Source organism: Nocardia sp. NPDC004278 (assembly GCF_053602975.1).
Genome location: NZ_JBSGEQ010000008.1, coordinates 42637 through 58512 on the forward strand (window position 1 = coordinate 42637; position 15876 = coordinate 58512).

15 protein-coding genes are annotated in these 15876 nt (G+C 66.0%); 6 read left to right on the plus strand and 9 right to left on the minus strand.

Features of this window, described 5'->3' with window-relative positions:
- Nucleotides 1–52: 52 nt before the first annotated feature.
- The 4 genes from ACWEO2_RS14500 to ACWEO2_RS14515 are packed head-to-tail and all read right to left on the minus strand — an operon-like array spanning nt 53 to nt 4687.
- Complete coding sequence (locus ACWEO2_RS14500; RefSeq protein WP_452405736.1) at nt 53–1069, minus strand: acyl-CoA dehydrogenase family protein; 1017 nt, start codon at nt 1067–1069, stop codon at nt 53–55.
- Nucleotides 1066–2208, minus strand: a complete 1143-nt coding sequence (locus tag ACWEO2_RS14505; RefSeq protein ID WP_452405737.1) for an acyl-CoA dehydrogenase family protein — start codon at nt 2206–2208, stop codon at nt 1066–1068. Before ACWEO2_RS14505 ends, ACWEO2_RS14500 begins: the two co-directional genes overlap by 4 nt.
- Nucleotides 2208–3134: an enoyl-CoA hydratase gene (locus ACWEO2_RS14510; protein ID WP_452405738.1), complete on the minus strand. Its 927-nt coding sequence runs from the start codon at nt 3132–3134 to the stop codon at nt 2208–2210. Before ACWEO2_RS14510 ends, ACWEO2_RS14505 begins: the two co-directional genes overlap by 1 nt.
- Nucleotides 3134–4687, minus strand: a complete 1554-nt coding sequence (locus ACWEO2_RS14515; protein WP_452405739.1) for a FadD3 family acyl-CoA ligase — start codon at nt 4685–4687, stop codon at nt 3134–3136. The genes ACWEO2_RS14510 and ACWEO2_RS14515 overlap by 1 nt, the downstream gene beginning before the upstream one ends.
- Nucleotides 4688–4886: 199 nt before the next feature.
- Here ACWEO2_RS14515 and ACWEO2_RS14520 point away from each other — a divergent pair, with 199 nt between their 5' ends.
- The 5 genes from ACWEO2_RS14520 (at nt 4887) to ACWEO2_RS14540 (ending at nt 9776) form a co-directional block, all read left to right on the plus strand.
- A complete protein-coding gene (locus ACWEO2_RS14520) occupies nt 4887–6014 on the plus strand; it encodes an acyl-CoA dehydrogenase family protein (protein ID WP_452405915.1) in 1128 nt (375 codons plus the stop codon).
- A gap of 23 nt (nt 6015–6037) precedes the next feature.
- A complete protein-coding gene (locus ACWEO2_RS14525; RefSeq protein ID WP_452405916.1) occupies nt 6038–6862 on the plus strand; it encodes an SDR family oxidoreductase in 825 nt (274 codons plus the stop codon).
- 261 nt (nt 6863–7123) lie between these two features.
- Nucleotides 7124–7855, plus strand: coding sequence for a hypothetical protein (locus ACWEO2_RS14530; RefSeq protein ID WP_452405740.1), 732 nt, complete (start codon nt 7124–7126; stop codon nt 7853–7855).
- A gap of 38 nt (nt 7856–7893) precedes the next feature.
- On the plus strand, nt 7894–8499 hold the full coding sequence (locus ACWEO2_RS14535) for a TetR/AcrR family transcriptional regulator (RefSeq protein ID WP_354954432.1): 606 nt from the start codon (nt 7894–7896) through the stop codon (nt 8497–8499).
- Between the two features lie 86 nt (nt 8500–8585).
- The gene (locus tag ACWEO2_RS14540) at nt 8586–9776 is read left to right on the plus strand and encodes an acetyl-CoA C-acetyltransferase (protein WP_452405741.1); all 1191 of its coding nucleotides are present in this window, start codon (nt 8586–8588) and stop codon (nt 9774–9776) included.
- A gap of 168 nt (nt 9777–9944) precedes the next feature.
- Here ACWEO2_RS14540 and ACWEO2_RS14545 read toward each other — a convergent pair whose 3' ends face one another.
- Nucleotides 9945–10892 (minus strand): GlxA family transcriptional regulator, encoded by a 948-nt coding sequence (locus ACWEO2_RS14545; protein WP_452405742.1) that lies wholly within the window; start codon nt 10890–10892, stop codon nt 9945–9947.
- 98 nt (nt 10893–10990) lie between these two features.
- Between ACWEO2_RS14545 and ACWEO2_RS14550 the strand changes: the two genes are divergently transcribed.
- Nucleotides 10991–11965 carry a DJ-1/PfpI family protein gene (locus ACWEO2_RS14550; RefSeq protein WP_452405743.1) on the plus strand — a complete coding sequence of 325 codons (975 nt, stop codon included), beginning with the start codon at nt 10991–10993 and terminating at the stop codon, nt 11963–11965.
- Nucleotides 11966–12284: 319 nt separating this feature from the next.
- Here ACWEO2_RS14550 and ACWEO2_RS14555 read toward each other — a convergent pair whose 3' ends face one another.
- The 4 genes from ACWEO2_RS14555 to ACWEO2_RS14570 are packed head-to-tail and all read right to left on the minus strand — an operon-like array spanning nt 12285 to nt 15824.
- Nucleotides 12285–13370, minus strand: a complete 1086-nt coding sequence (locus ACWEO2_RS14555; RefSeq protein WP_452405744.1) for an NAD(P)H-dependent flavin oxidoreductase — start codon at nt 13368–13370, stop codon at nt 12285–12287.
- Nucleotides 13367–14176: a CoA-transferase subunit beta gene (locus ACWEO2_RS14560; RefSeq protein ID WP_452405745.1), complete on the minus strand. Its 810-nt coding sequence runs from the start codon at nt 14174–14176 to the stop codon at nt 13367–13369. The genes ACWEO2_RS14555 and ACWEO2_RS14560 overlap by 4 nt, the downstream gene beginning before the upstream one ends.
- A complete protein-coding gene (locus ACWEO2_RS14565) occupies nt 14173–15045 on the minus strand; it encodes a CoA transferase subunit A (RefSeq protein WP_452405746.1) in 873 nt (290 codons plus the stop codon). Before ACWEO2_RS14565 ends, ACWEO2_RS14560 begins: the two co-directional genes overlap by 4 nt.
- Entirely contained in the window at nt 15045–15824 is a 780-nt protein-coding gene (locus ACWEO2_RS14570) for an enoyl-CoA hydratase family protein (protein ID WP_452405747.1), read from the minus strand. The genes ACWEO2_RS14565 and ACWEO2_RS14570 overlap by 1 nt, the downstream gene beginning before the upstream one ends.
- Nucleotides 15825–15876 lie beyond the last annotated feature (52 nt).

Consider the following 15876-nt stretch of genomic DNA (forward strand, 5'->3'; position numbering starts at 1 on the left):
CGGCGCGGTGTGCGGCCGAATCCGGCGGCGGGTTGATGGATCTCGACGCTGATCACGCGGACCCCCGCAGGTCGCGATCCCGCAGCGCCGCGGCGATCCGGGCGCGATGCAGATCCGGTGTGCCCCACGCCGATCGAAGCGCGGTCACCCTGGTCAGCCACAGCGACAGGTCGTACTCGGCGGTGTAGCCGATGGCGCCGTGTACCTGCAGCGCCGCACGCGCGGCGCGATAGGCCGCGTCACCGCAGGCGATCACCGCTGCCGAAACATCGCGGCCGCGGGTGGTGTCACCCATGGTCAGCGCCGCCCGGTAGAGCAGCGGCTCGGCCAGATCCAGCCCGATCAGCACATCGGCCAACTTCTGCTTCACGGCCTGGAACTCACCGATCGGCTTGCCGAACTGCTTGCGCTGCTTGGCATATTCGGTCACCGCGGCCAACAGCGCCCGACCCGCGCCGAGCAGCTGCGCCGCATTGGCCAGCGCCCCGGCATCGAAGGCGGCGGCAATGGCGTCGCGGACATGATCGCCCTCGGCAACCACCGCATCGGCCTCGACGGTGAACAGTCGTCGCGCCGGATCGACCGACCGCACCAGCTCCGTCCGGTGCGCGGTGCGGAGTTGATCACCGTCCGCGATCAGCACCACCTCGGCGATATCCGCGTCCAATGCGACCGTGCCATGCGCGGGTGACGCGAACGCCAGCGTGCCCAGCGCCGCACCGTCGGCGAAGCCGGGCAGCCAGCGCGCGGCCAGCGCGGTATCCGGAAGGGCCTGCAGCAGTGCGGGTATCGCGGCCGCCGTCGCCACCAGGGGGCCGGGCGCGGCGGACCGGCCGATCTCCTGGAACGCGACGACCAGATCGATCGGCTCCGCGCCCATGCCGCCGTGCCGTTCCTCGATGGCAAGGCCGAGCGCTCCCGCACCGGCCAGCTGCCGGATGAGCCCGCGGCCGGGCTCAGGATCCCCACTGGCCCAGGACCGTACGGCCGCGGGCGTGCGTCCAGCATCGAGCAGCTTGCGCAGGCTGGTGCCGAAGTCGAGTTGTTCCGGGCTGAGCGCGAATCTCATCGGCTGCTCCCTCTCGGTAGTCCGAGCAGTCGCTCGGCGATGATATTGCGCTGAATCTCGTTGGTACCGGCATAGATCGGACCGGACAGCGAGAACAGATAGCCATCGGTCCACGGCCCGGACCGTTCGGCCGCGCCGCCCAGTACCTCCAGTGCGGTTTCGTGCATGGCGATATCGAGTTCGGACCAGAACACCTTGGTAATCGACGATTCCGCGCCCAGTTTGCCGCCCTCATTGAGCCGGGTGACCGTGCCGAAGGTGTGCAGCCGGTAGGCCTCACTGCCGATCCAGGCATCGACCACCGCATCGCGCTGTGCGGTGTTGGTGTGATCGCCGGTGTCGAGCCACAGGTCGATCAGCCGCTGCGCGGTCGCGCTGAAGCGGCCCGGACTGCGCAGCGACAGGCCGCGCTCATTGCTCGAGGTGCTCATCGCGACCCGCCACCCCTCACCAGGCTCGCCGATCACATCGCGATCCGGGACGAAGACGTCGTCGAGGAAGATCTCCGCGAATCCGGGCTCACCGTCCAACTGCGGGATCGGCCGCACCGAAACACCATCCGCCGAGAGCGGGAACATCACATAGGTGAGTCCGCGATGCCGTTCGGCCTCGGGATCACTGCGGAACAGCCCGAAGGCCCAGTCCGCGAACGACGCCCGCGAACTCCAGGTCTTCTGCCCGCTCAATAGCCAGCCGCCGGTGGTGCGGCGCGCGGTCGAGCGGATACCGGCCAGATCGCTGCCCGCCTCCGGCTCGGACCAGGCCTGCGCCCAGATATCGTCGCCGCGCGCCATCCGCGGCATGATCCGGTCCAACTGTTCCGGGGTGCCGTGCTCGAAAAGCGTCGGCGCCAATAGGAAGATGCCGTTCTGGCTGACCCGCCCCGGCGCACCGGCGGCGTAATACTCCTGCTCGAAGAGCACCCACTCCAGCAGCGAGGCATCGCGTCCGCCGTACTCCCGCTGCCAGGAGACGACCGACAGGCGCCCGTCGGCGAGGGTGCGTTCCCATTCGCGATGTGCCTCGAAGCCGGCCTTGGTATCCATGGAGGGCAGCGGTTTCGCGGGTTTGTTGGCGGCGAGGAATTCGCGAACTTCCTGTTGGAATTCGCGGGTCGCCTCATCGAGATCCAGATCCACTACGTTGTCCCATTCTGCTCGGACGTCGACTCGGTGGTCACCGAGGCCGACGCGGATGCCGAAGCGGTCGCCGTGCTCTTCATCGACTTGGCGGTCATGCCGCCGAGCGAATCCGCGCCGACCTCGGCATTGTGTGCGTGCGCGAAATGGTGCAGGCCGAATGCCGAATCCATGCCCGCGCGCATACCCATCAGATCCTCGGCCTGGTTGACCGCCTTCTTGGTCAGCGCCAGCCCGAATTGCGGCATGGTGGCGATCTTTTCGGCCAGCGCCAGGGTTTCGGTTTCGAGTTCGGCGCGCGGCACGACGCGATTGACCATGCCCCATTCCTTGGCCTGGGCCGCATCGAAGCGGTCCCCGGTGAACAGGAATTCCTTGGCCGCGCGTGGCCCCATCACCCACGGGTGCGCGAAATACTCCACACCCGGAATGCCCATGCGGACAACGGGATCGGAGAAGAACGCATCATCGGAGGCGATAATGAGGTCGCAGACCCAGGCCAGCATGAGCCCGCCCGCGATACACGCGCCCTGCACCATCGCGATGGTCGGCTTGGGGATTTCCCGCCAGCGGCGGCACATCCCCAGGTACACCTCGGTCTCGCGGGCGAAGCGCTGATCGCCGCCGACCCGGTCCACATGGTCCCACCACAGCGCGGCCTTGTTCGGATAGCGCACATGGTGATCGCGTCCTGGCGTGCCGATGTCATGGCCCGCGCTGAAATGCTTTCCGTTGCCCGCCAGGACGATCACCTTGACCTCGGCGTCTTCGACAGCACGCTCGAATGCGGCATCGAGGGCATAGGTCATCACCGAATTCTGCGCGTTGCGGTAGTCCGGCCGGTTCAGCGTGACGATCGCGATCGGGCCGCGCCGCTCGTAGGTGACGACGTCTCCCTCATCGGGAACACCGTTCTCGTCGGACATTACGACTTCTCCTCACGTAGTTGACGCTTGAGCACTTTCCCGGCCGCGCTATAGGGCAGTTGGTCCCGGAATTCGATGAATCGGGGCACCTTGAAATTGGCCAGCACGGTGCTCGCGTGCGCGCGCACTTGCTCCTCGGTGAGCGCGGCGCCGGGTTTGCGCACTACAAATGCCTTGCCCACCTCACCCATTCGGGTATCCGGCACCCCGATGACCGCGGATTCGGCCACGCCGTCGAGCCGGGCCAGCGCCTGCTCGATCTCCGCCGGATACACATTGAAACCGCCGGAGATGTACATATCCTTGAGCCGGTCGGTGATCTTCAGGTACCCGCGCTCGTCGAGCGTGCCGATATCGCCGGTGTGCAGCCAGCCTTCGGCATCAATGGTTTCGGCGGTGCTTTCCGGATCGTTGAGGTAGCCGAGCATCACATTCGGCCCGCGCAGCAATACCTCACCTTCTGGGCTCAGCCGCAATTCGAAATCGGCGATCGGGCGGCCACAGGTGCCCGCGATGGTGGCGGCATCGTCATCGGCGCGGCACATGGTGCCGAATCCGGCGGCCTCGGAAAGTCCGTAGCCGGTGATGACGACAGTGAAATCGAGTTCCGAGCGCATGCGCTCGACCAGTACCACCGGCACCGTCGCGGCACCGGTCACGGCGACGCGCAAGGTGCTCAGGTCGTAGCTGTCCCGGTCCGGGAAGTCGAGGATGGTCTGGTAGATGGTCGGCGGTCCGGGCAGCACCGTGATCTTCTCGTCGCCGACCAGGCGCATGGTCGCCGGCACATCGAAGGTCGCCTGCGGAATGATCGTCGCGCCGGTCACCAGGCAGGCGAGTATGCCCGCCTTGTAACCGAAGTTGTGGAAGAACGGGCTGACAACCAGATAGCGATCGGAGCCGGTCAAGGTGGTGCATTCGGCCCACGCCCGCACCACCGACAGCGCCTGCCGATGCGCGACCAGGGTGCCCTTGCTGCGCCCGGTGGTGCCGGAGGTGAACAGGATGTCGGAAATATCCTCCGGGTCGACGCCCTCGGCGCGCTGCACGGCATCGGCCACGGAGACCGATTCGGCGATTTCGGCGAGCTGCGACCAGTTGACGGCCGCGGCGTCGGTGGTCTCGGTTTCCGGCTCCACGGGGATCACCACCACCGTGTCGATGCGCAATTCCGGTGCGGCGGAGCGTAATTCGGCCAGTCGATCCCGGCCGAGGAAGGTTCCGGCGATGAACAGCGCCTTGGCCTCGACGCGCGCGAGCACATCGGCGGCCTCATCGGCGACATAACGGGTATTGAGCGGCACCAAGGCCGCGCCCGCGTAGTGCGCGCCCAGCGCGGCGACCACCCAGTGATAGGTGTTCGGCGCCCACATGGCGACCCGGTCGCCCGACTGCACGCCGCGGGCGATCAGCGCCCGCGCCACCTCCTGCACCGCCGCGAGCAACTGCGTCCAGTCGAGCCGAACCTCGCCGTCGCCGAGGGCGGGTGCGGCGCCGAAGGTGCGCGCGGCATCGTGCAGTGCCATGGGTGTCGTTTGTGCAGGGGTTGTCACGGTTGTCCTCACCGTCGGCGGGGTCTTTTGCTGCCTTTGCTCGATCAAAGTGGTCAGCCTCTAACAAAGCAAGTGCTTGGTAGGTTATCCTACCGGCGTGGGTGCGATCCAGACATCAGATTCCGACAAGGGGGGCGGGCCCGAAGGGCAGGGGGGTGGGGACAATACTGCCGCACAGGACGCGCGGTTTTCCGCAGAAGTGCGCGAGTGGTTGGCCGAGAACCTCAATGGCGAGTTCCGCGCACTGCGCGGACTCGGCGGACCCGGCCGCGAGCACGAGGCCTTCGAGGAGCGCCTCGCCTGGGACCGGCACCTGGCCGCGTCCGGATGGACCTGTCTCGGCTGGCCCAGGGAATGGGGCGGCCGCGAGGCCTCGGTGCGCCAGCAGGTGATCTTCCATGAGGAGTACGCCAAAGCGAATGCGCCGGCCCGGGTTTCCCATGTCGGTGAGGAACTGCTCGGTCCGACCGTGCTCGCCTTCGGGACCCAGGCGCAGAAGCAGCGCTTCCTGCCCGGGGTCCGGAATGTGACCGAGCTGTGGTGCCAGGGCTACTCCGAACCCGGCGCGGGGTCCGACCTGGCGGCCATCACCACCAGCGCCCATCTCGACGGCGACGAATGGTCGATCAACGGCCAGAAGATCTGGACTTCGCTGGCCCATGTGGCCGACTGGTGCTTTGTGGTCGCGCGCACCGAAAAGGGGTCGACCCGACACAAGGGCCTGTCCTACCTGCTGGTTCCCATGCATCAGCCAGGCATCGAGGTCCGCCCGATCATCCAGTTGACCGGCACCTCGGAATTCAATGAGGTCTTCTTCGACAATGCGCGCACCGCCGCGGACCTGGTCGTCGGCGATCCGGGCGACGGCTGGCGAATTGCCATGGGCACGTTGACCTTCGAGCGCGGCATCTCCACCCTCGGCCAGCAGATCCGCTTCGCCCGCGAACTCGCCGATATCGAGGCGCTGGCCCGCCGCACCGGCGCGGCCGACGACCCGCTCATCGCCGACCGGATCGATAAGGCGTGGGTCGGCCTGCGCGTGCTGCGTGCGCATGCGCTGCGCACCATGGCCGATACGACCGCCGATGATGGCGGACAGGCCTCGGTCTCCAAACTGCTGTGGGCCAACTGGCATCGCGGCTTGGGCGAACTCGCCATGGCCGTGCTCGGTCCCGCCGGACTGGTCGCCGATGCGGACGATCTCAATGAATGGCAGCGGCTGTATCTGTTCACCCGCGCCGATACGATCTACGGAGGTTCGAACGAAGTGCAGCGCAATATCATCGCCGAGCGTGTGCTCGGGTTGCCGCGGGAGGCTCGGCCATGAGTGCAGCACCGCATAGCGATTCCATGGGGGGTGGCGGTCGGGCGACGGGTGGGCGGGGTCCGCTTTCCGTTGCACCCCAGCCCATTCCGGGCCACGGTCTGCTGACCGGACGCATGGCCGTGATCACCGCCGCCGCGGGCACCGGCATCGGCTCGGCCACCGCGCGCAGGCTGCTCGCCGAGGGCGCCGATGTCGTCGTATCCGACTGGCACGAGCGGCGGCTGGCCGAAACCGCGGTCGAACTGAAGGCCGAATTCCCGGATCGCCGGGTCGCATCGATCGCCTGTGATGTGCAGAGCACCGAACAGGTCGATGAGCTGATCCGCGGTGCGGCAACGGCATTGGGCCGCATCGACATCATGGTCAACAATGCCGGACTCGGCGGCGAGACCCCGGTCGTTGATATGACCGACGAGCAGTGGGATCGCGTCCTCGATATCACCCTCAACGGCACCTTCCGCTGCACCCGCGCGGCCCTCGGCTACTTCCGCGACGCGGGCCACGGCGGTGTCATCGTGAACAACGCCAGCGTGCTCGGCTGGCGCGCGCAATACGGCCAGGCCCACTACGCCGCCGCCAAAGCGGGCGTCATGGCCCTGACCCGCTGCAGCGCCGTCGAGGCCGCCGAATTCGGTGTCCGGATCAATGCGGTCGCCCCGAGCATTGCCAGGCACGCCTTCCTGGACAAGGTCAGTTCGACCGAACTGCTCGACCGCCTCTCCGAGGGCGAAGCCTTCGGCCGCGCCGCGGAACCATGGGAAGTCGCCGCCACCATCGCCATGCTGGCGAGTGATTACACCACCTATCTCACGGGCGAAGTGGTCTCGATCAGCAGCCAGCGCGCCTGATCAACCCGGCTGCCACGGAGCGAGTTCGACGCGCGAGGAGTTCGCGGCCGTCGCGCGGCCGTGCGAAGGCGAGGGGCCGCGAACCCGCCGCGCGTACGCGCGGCAAATTGGACACAGCGCAGTAGTGCGATCGCCTTTCGGCCACTGCGACCTTGGACCTCTAGTGGGCGTCTGATCAGGTAAAAAAGGTCGGGACGTGGCGCATCCAGGTGTGCCATGCTGGATATGGTCGGATCCCGCACTCCCTAAGGGGCGATGGCTATGGGCCCGGATCGCCCACATGCCCGCGAACAACTGGAACTCGAGTTGGTACGCGAAGTCGTGCTGGCCAGGCGACGGCTGGACAGCTTGGTGCTAGCGGCGCTCACCCTTGGCGCCGAACTCATGGACCACACCTCCGAACGCGCGACCGCGACCAGGGCGGCCCAAATTCTCGAACAGTACGCCATTGACGAAACCGCGGTCGCCCGTGATCCGCGTGGCGCGTTGCGTGCCGATATTGCGCGAGATCACGAGCGTGCCAGCCGAATCGGACTCACCGCCGAATCGGGTGCCGGTTCGGAACAGGACCGGCGACGGCAACGGCAGACGGAATTGTTGTGTGAAGTGCGAGCAGATCTGCTCGACGTTGTTCGCAAATGCCGCAAATTCCGCTTCGATCGCGTCGCATTCGCCGATGAGATCGCGCAGGGTCTCTGCGCCGCCACCGACAAACTGGTCGTCGGCGCGGATATGGACACCTACCGCGCCTGGCAGCGCGGCATGGTCCTCAAACTCATCGAGGAACCGGTCCAGTTCGGTCCACCGCGGGTAATGGCCACCGTCGACGCAGGACCCGATCGCGGCCCGCTGACCGTCGAATGGGACAGCTGCGAGCGCCGACTCGCTTTGGTCGCCCGGATGGCACGTGCGGGGATCTCACCGGTGGTGATCTGCGATCGACTGCTGGCGGATCTGTCCGTGTCCTCACCGCTGCGCTATTCCATGCGCTGATACCTCCCGGGTTCCCCAAGCAAATGCTTGGTTGTATTATGGCCCGTGTGACCGCATCAGACGCCTCGAAATCAGCACGGCGCAATGAACTGCTCGCGCTCGCGGCCCAACTGTTCGCCGAGCGTGGACTGCGTGCGACGACCGTGCGCGATATCGCCGATGCGGCCGGGATTCTATCGGGGAGCCTCTATCACCACTTCGATTCCAAGGAGTCGATGGTCGACGAGATTCTGCGCGGCTTCCTCGACGATCTGTTCGGGCGGTACCGGGAGATCGTCGCTTCCGGGCTGAGCTCGCGAGATACCTTGGAAGCCTTGGTGATCGCGTCCTATGAATCCTTCGACCGCTCGCACGCGGCGGTGGCGATCTATCAGGCCGAGGCCAAGCGCCTGCGCGATTCGGAGCGGTTCACCTATATCGCGGACTACAACCGCGAATTCCGCGAGCTGTGGCATCGGGTACTGATCAATGGCGTCGAGGACGGCACCTTCCGGCCGGAACTCGACGTCGAACTGGCCTACCGATTCCTGCGCGACACGGTGTGGGTTGCGGTCCGGTGGTACGAGCCCGGCGGCGCGATCACCGTCGAGAATCTCGCCAAGCAGTATCTGACCATCGTGCTCGACGGCCTCACCGTGCCGTAAGTCCATTTCGGCGGGCGGTGGTTATCCGAGCACCGCCTCCGGGCCCGTCGCTTCCGGCCGGGCAGCACACCAAGTAGGAGTTCTAGATGTCAGCACCATCCGCTCGCCGCCCATACGCCCCGCTGCGGGATGCCTATGTGATCGATGCCGTGCGCACTCCGGTCGGCAAGCGCAATGGCGCGCTGGCCACGGTGCATCCGGCCGATCTCGGCGCGGCTGCGCTGCGAGGTCTGCTGGACCGCAATCCGATCGATCCGGCGGTGGTCGACGATGTGATCGTCGGCTGTGTCGACAACATCGGCCCGCAGGCGGGCAATATCGGCCGCACCATGTGGCTGACCGCCGGATATCCGGAGGAGGTTCCCGGAGTCACCGTCGACCGGCAGTGCGGATCCTCCCAGCAGGCCATCAATTTCGCCGCGCAGGCCATTATGAGCGGCACGGCCGAGGTGGTCGTCGCGGGCGGTGTGCAGAATATGAGCGCCATTCCGATCTCGGCGGCCATGCTGGCGGGCAAGGAGTATGGGTTCGATTCGCCGTTCGTCGGTGCGCAGGGCTGGGACCATCGCTATGGCACGGGCGAGGTTTCGCAGTTCAACGGCGCGCAGATGATTGCCGATAAGTGGAATATCAGCCGAGAAGAGATGGAGCGCTGGGCATTGCGCAGCCATGAGCGCGCCCGCGATGCCATCAAGAACGGCCGCTTCGATCGGGAGATCGTGCCGGTCGGCGAATTCTGGATCGACCAGTGCCCGCGCGAGACCACACTCGAGAAGATGGCGTCGCTGCCGGTGCTCGCCGAGGGCGGAACGCTGACCGCCGCGGTCGCCAGCCAGATCTCCGACGGCGCGAGCGCGACCCTGCTCGCCTCCGAATGGGCCGTCGAGGCATACGGATTGCGCCCGCGCGCCCGCATCCACCACGTCAGCGCCCGCGGCGCCGACCCGATCATGATGCTCACCGGCCCCATCCCCGCCACCAAGTGGGCGTTGGAGAAGACCGGCCTGACCATCGACGATATCGATGTCATCGAGATCAACGAGGCCTTCGCCCCGGTCGTACTCGCCTGGCTGCGGGAGACCGGCGCCGATCCGGACAAGGTGAACATCAACGGCGGCGCGATCGCCCTCGGCCACCCCCTCGGCGCCACCGGCGCAAAGCTTTTCGCCACCCTCCTCAACGAACTGGAACGCGTCAACGGCCGCTACGGCCTGCTCACCATCTGCGAAGGCGGCGGCACCGCCAACGCAACAATCATCGAACGCTTGTCCGCCTAACCGGATATTTAGGCCGTACAAGTAAGAGCCGCACGGCTTTTCGAGGTCCTGCGTCGAGTGCGGGGTGAACGTTTGGGCGTACCCGACGAGTTACCAGTGTGCTCGCCGAACACATAGCCGCTGGCCATGGGGCCGACATCAACGTGTGTTCTGTGGCCAATTGGGCAGTTACGTGGGCGGATTCGTTTGGAATGCCGACCGGTAGGCCGTGGGAGTGGTGCCGACGTGTCGGGTGAAGTGGTATCGCAGGGTTTCGATCGATCCGAAACCTGTCATCTCGGCGATGCGCTCTACGGGGACAGTGGTCGTCTCTAGTAATTCCCTCGCCCAGTGGAGGCGGCGGTCGAGCAGCCATCGCGCCGGTGTCGTACCGGTATGGGCGCGGAATCGCCGCGACAGGCTGCGGGTGCTCATCGATGCCTTGGCCGCGATGTCGGCCAAGGCCATCGGTGTGTCCAGGTTGTCCTGCATCCATTGCAGTGTCGGTCCGAGGTCATCGGTTTGCGCGGCAGGTGCGGGGCGCTCGATGAATTGCGCTTGCCCGCCTGCCCTTTGCGGTGGCATCACGATCTGGCGCGCCGTGTCGGCCGCCACCGCCGCACCCAGGTCACGGCGCACCATATGCAAGCACAGATCGAGACCCGCGGCGACACCCGCCGATGTCAGGATCGTTTCGTCATCGATGAACAGGACCGACGGATCCACGGTCACGGCCGGGTACCGGTCGGCGAGGCAGTCGGCGAGCATCCAGTGCGTTGTCGCTTTCCGGCCGTCCAGCAGTCCCGCAGCAGCCAGCACGAACGCCCCTGTGCAGATCGACGCCACTCGTGCGCCGCGGTCCGCCGCCGCCCGCAACACTCGCAGGATGCGCGGGTCGGGAACCAGATCGGGGTCGGCGCCAGGGACGATCACCGTCTGAGCATCGAGTACATCGTCGAGGCCATAGCGCGAGGAGACGCGGAACGCCTCCTCCCCTGCGGCCGTTGCGATCACGTTCCTCTTTCGCTGGGCACACACCCGAACCCGGTAACCGGGCGCGATGGAAAAGACCTGGCACGGAATGGCCAGCTCGAAACCTACGACTCCGTCAACGGCCAGCACGGCGACAGAATGCATGGCCAGATCTTACGCAACCATGTCGATAACGCCACTGTTCGATCGGGTCGATCACCGAGATACTCAGGAGGTAACCGCAACTCCTACTGGAGGATTCGATGACTCTCTGCGTGCACACGGTGCTCTACGACGGGGTGGAGGACCAGGACTTCATCGGCCCGGCTACGGCGCTCGGCGTCGTGGATGATGTACAACACAGCTTCGTCACCGTCGACGGTCCCGGCATCGTCACTACCGCCGCAGGTCTCGAGGTCACCATCCGTTCGCAGTGGTCTCCGGATTCCGCCGACCTGATCGTGGTACCCGGCGGCGGCTATGGCGAAGGATCTTCCGTCCAGGAGCAGATCCGCCGTGGCGCGTTGCCTCGTGCATTGGCCGAGGCCCGGCGTCCAGGACTGATCCTCGCGGCCACCTGCACTGGAACACTGCTGCTGTCGGCGGCCGGGATCACCACCGGACGACCGTGCACGACGCACCATGTCGCCGAGAACGATCTCCGGCGGCAAGGTGCGATCGTGGTCGGCGATCGCGTCGTCGATGACGGCGACCTGGTCACCTCAGCGGGGGTCACCTCCGGTATCGACCTCGGCCTGTGGCTTGTCGAACGGCTCTTCGGAGCCGAGACCGCGCGGTTCGCCGAAGAGGTTCTCGAGCACGAACGCCGCAGCGCTGTCTGGAGTGCAAGTCGTGACGGTGGTCGCGGACGACCAGCACGACCTGCCCCGGCGGCAGAGCTGTCGCCTACCCAGGACGGAGACGAGCACCCGACGACCGAGGGCGTCACATTCGTCAATGCCATCGAACTCCCTGCCGAGCGGATCGAAGAATTCGTCGAACAGTGGCGTGAACGTGCCGCGCTCATGCGGACGGCGCCCGGATTCCGTGATGTCCGCCTGCACCGGGCGATACTGCCGGACGCGCGGTTCCAACTCGTCAACATCGCACATTGGGACAGCGTCGAAGCATGCGAGGCAGCCGGTCTAAATCGAACCGTCGTGGCCTCCGTCGACGAGGCGCGAGCGATCGCGACGGCCCACCCGGCTCTGTATCGGGTTACCGACGAATATTTCTGACACACAATGCAATCCGGAGGTACATGCCTACATTCGTAGCAGCTGCCCGGCGATCCACACTCGTCGAGAAATGCCACCGGCTCATCACCGAGGCCGACCGAAGACGAGCGAGAGTCACCGCAGGAAAAGCAACGACGGCATCCTCAGCAGCATCCCTGCGTGCACCCGCCGTCGCCCCGGCCTCGGCAAGGCCGCCGCCGATCGCGACATCTGCTGTGGTCGAGCACCCTTCGTTATCGGCGGGACCGGCATGTGAAAGGCCGCCCCGGCCAAGAGGACTCGGGGCGGCCTTTGGTGGATCGAGGCCGCGCTGCCGTTTCTACGTGCTCGGGGTTGCGCCGGAGTCTGTGGTGAGGCTGGCGATGGTGTCGATTCGGGTGACGGCTTCGGCGACTATGCGGTCGATGAGTTCCTTGCAGGTGGGGAGGTCGTCGATGATGCCGGTTACCTGGCCTGCGGCCAGGACACCGGCCTGGGTGTTGCCCTCGACCAGACCGGCGCGCAGGAGCATGGGGGTGTTGGCGGCCATGATCACCTGGGACCAGGTGAGGTCCTTGGCCTTTCGCATGGCCAGGCCGTCGCGGACCATGGTCGACCACTTCATGCCGGTCATGCCCTTGAACTTCGCAGCGTTCGATACCGCGGCGGTGAGGCCGCGCCAGCGGCCGGAATGTTCCAGACGGTCGACGAGTTCGGTGTTCAGCACGCGATGTGGCATACCGTCGACCTTGAGCGAGACGACGGTGTCCTGTAGTTGCCGCTTCAGGTATTCCTGTTTGACGGCATCGGGGACGGTGCTCTCCTTGGTGAGCAGGAAGCGCGTACCCATCGCGACACCCGCTGCGCCGTAGGCCAGCGCGGCCGCCAAACCACGGCCATCGAAGAATCCGCCCGCCGCGACGACCGGAATATCGACCGCGTCCAGCACCGAGGGCAGCAGCAGCGTGGTGGCCACCGGACCGGTGTGCCCACCGCCCTCGCCGCCCTGCACGATCACCGCGTCGGCACCCCAGGAGGCCACCTTCACCGCGTGTTTGGCGGCGCCGATCGACGGAATCACAACCACGCCGGCATCTTTCAGCTTGGCAATGAGCTCCTGCTTGGGTGCGAGCGCGAATGACGCGACGGCGATCTGCTCGCGGATGAGCAGATCGATCCGTTCGGGTGCGTCCGAGGCGTCCGCGCGGATATTGACGCCGAACGGCTTGTCGGTATGCGCCTTGGTCTTCGCGATCGCGGCTTCCAATTCGGCGAAGGTCATGGTCGCCGAGGCCAGAATCCCGAGCCCACCCGCCTCGGCGGTGGCCGAGACCAGACTCGGCCCGGCCACCCAGCCCATACCGGTCTGCACGATCGGATGTTCGATGCCGACCAGCTCGGTCAGCGGTGTCCGCAGCACGCTCACGACGGCACCTCCGATTCCCGAACCTTTTTGGGATCGAGCACATCCCGGATCAACCGCAGCTCTTCCGCGGTCGGCAGCCGGGTCTCACCCGCATCGCCTAGACCCGCGATCTCGAACGAGGTGTTCTCGGCGACCTCGGCGGCGGTGACGCCCGGATGCAGACTGCGTGCCCGCATGGTGTGCTCGGGCCCTTCGAAATCGAATACGCCCAGATTGGTGACCACCCGGTGCAGGTGGTGGAACCGATACGCCGGATTGGTCGGATCGACCTTGTCGTAGCCGACGCCGGAGACGATATCGACCCGATCCACGAAGACCCGGCGGTTATGCCGCGAAACCCAGTAGCTGGTCGGATGATTGATGGTGTTGCCCGGTGCGCCGCGCACACCGAACATCTGCCTGGTCGGCTGCTGCAATGGGCCGAATGCCGACAGGTTCTGATTGCCGAACCGATCGATCTGGTTGGCCCCCATCACCACATGGCGGCGACCGGAGGCCACCACATCGAAGACCTTGCGGAACGGAATCCACCCCTCGGTCGGCGCCTTGCCGCCCAGCGGGGGAGTGTCGGCGAAGAACAGCGCTTCGCCATCGGAGAGCAGCAGATCGGGTTCGGTGGTCAACTTGGCAAGGCGCGCACCGATGATCGACATCGGCGACATCGGCGAGGCCATGATTTCCCCCGCGCCGCTGAAGATCTCGGCACAGGCCACCGCGCAGATCTCGGCCCGGGTAACGGTTTCGGTTGTCGGCCCACCCGTCGCCCGACCGCCACCCCGCACGGAATCGCTACGCGATGCTGTCATTTTTGTACCTCCTGTGCGAACTCGCGAACCGCGGCTTGGTACTCGTCTTCGGAAACCGCGAGATATTTGTCGACGAACCGCTGCCAGGACTCCGGCGTCTTGGCCGCTTCCACATAGTGCTTCTGGAACTTCTCGTCCCGGCCGTAGCTGTCCGCGGCCAGCGTGAAGTGCGCGCCGCCGGGCGCCTCGACCACACCGTCGACCAGCATCCGGTTGAGCAATAACGACTGCAGCGGAACGGCTTTCACCAGCTCCTCGGTCTCCACCACCCGCTCCACCGATACATAGCGACGCTCGGCGGCCAGACAGTACAGATCGTCGAAGTACGGATCGACACCGGTGTAAGCGGCATTGCCGTGCTTATCGCCGATATTCAGATGGACAAGTGCCGCATCGAGATTCAGCGCGGGCATTGCGATGAGTGTTTCGCCGTCCGCGTAGGGCGAAGCGACGGTCTTCAGCTCGCCATCCCAGAAATTGACGACATCGGATCCGAGCCCGGCCCGGATCGGCAGGAATGGCAATCGTGCGGCCGCGGCCTCCAGTCCGCACTTCAACATGCCCTCGTCCATCTCCCGCGCCACCAGCGCGCCGGAGGTGCGGGCCTGAGCGAACCACGGATCGTAGAACGGCGGCGAATCCAGGGATACGAAGCCGTAGTACGCCTTGCGCACCTTGCCCGCCGAGCACAGCAGACCGAGATCCGGTCCGCCGTAGCTGACCACGGTCAGATCCGTGATATCCGAGCGCAGGATGGCCCGCACCAGCGCCATCGGCTTGCGCCGCGAGCCCCAGCCGCCGATGCCGATGGTCATCCCGCTGCGCAGTTCGCCGACGACCTCGTCGAGCGACATTCGCTTGTCCCGCATCAGTTTTCCCTGCCCTCTTCCTTGTCCTTGCGCGCGGCCAGATCGTCGTCGAACCGCGCCCGGATCTCATCCGCCACCCCGGCCAGATTCAGTTCGAAGGTGAAACCCTGTTCGTAGCGGTAGCTGCGGTGCACGTCCTGCACATCGATGCCATTGAGCGCCCGCTTCGCCGCGCGGATCACCCGGCCATCCTTGGCCGCGATGTTCTTGGCGACTTCCAGTGCGGCGGCATCGAGTTCGGCGCGCGGCACCACCTGATAGACCGATCCGAAGTGCTGTAGCTGCTGGGCGGTGATGGTGCTCGCGGTGTAGAACAGCGCGCGCATCAGATGCTGCGGCACCAGCCGGGACAGATGCGTGGCCGCGCCGAGCGCACCGCGGTCGACCTCGGGCAGGCCGAAGGTGGCGTCATCGGAGGCGATCACCACATCGGCATTGCCGACCAGGCCGATGCCGCCACCGAGGCAGAAGCCCTGCACCGCGGCGATGACCGGAACCGGGCAGTCGTAAACCGCCGCGAACGCCTCGAAGCAGCCGTGATTGGCGTCGATCAGTGCCTGGTGGCCCGGGGTGCGCTGCATCTCCTTGATATCGACACCGGCATTGAAGCCGCGGTTCTCGGCGCGCAGCACCACGACCTTGGTCTCCGGATCGCGCCCGGCCGCGCGGATCTCATCCGCCAGGGTGAACCAGCCGTCGGACGGTATGGCGTTGACCGGCGGATAGTCGACCGTGACCACGGTGATGCCGGTTGATTCGGAGTGACGGTTGATCCCCATCGCGTATCCATTCGTGGTTGGCAAAGCAAGCAGTTGCTTGGTAGGTTAGCAC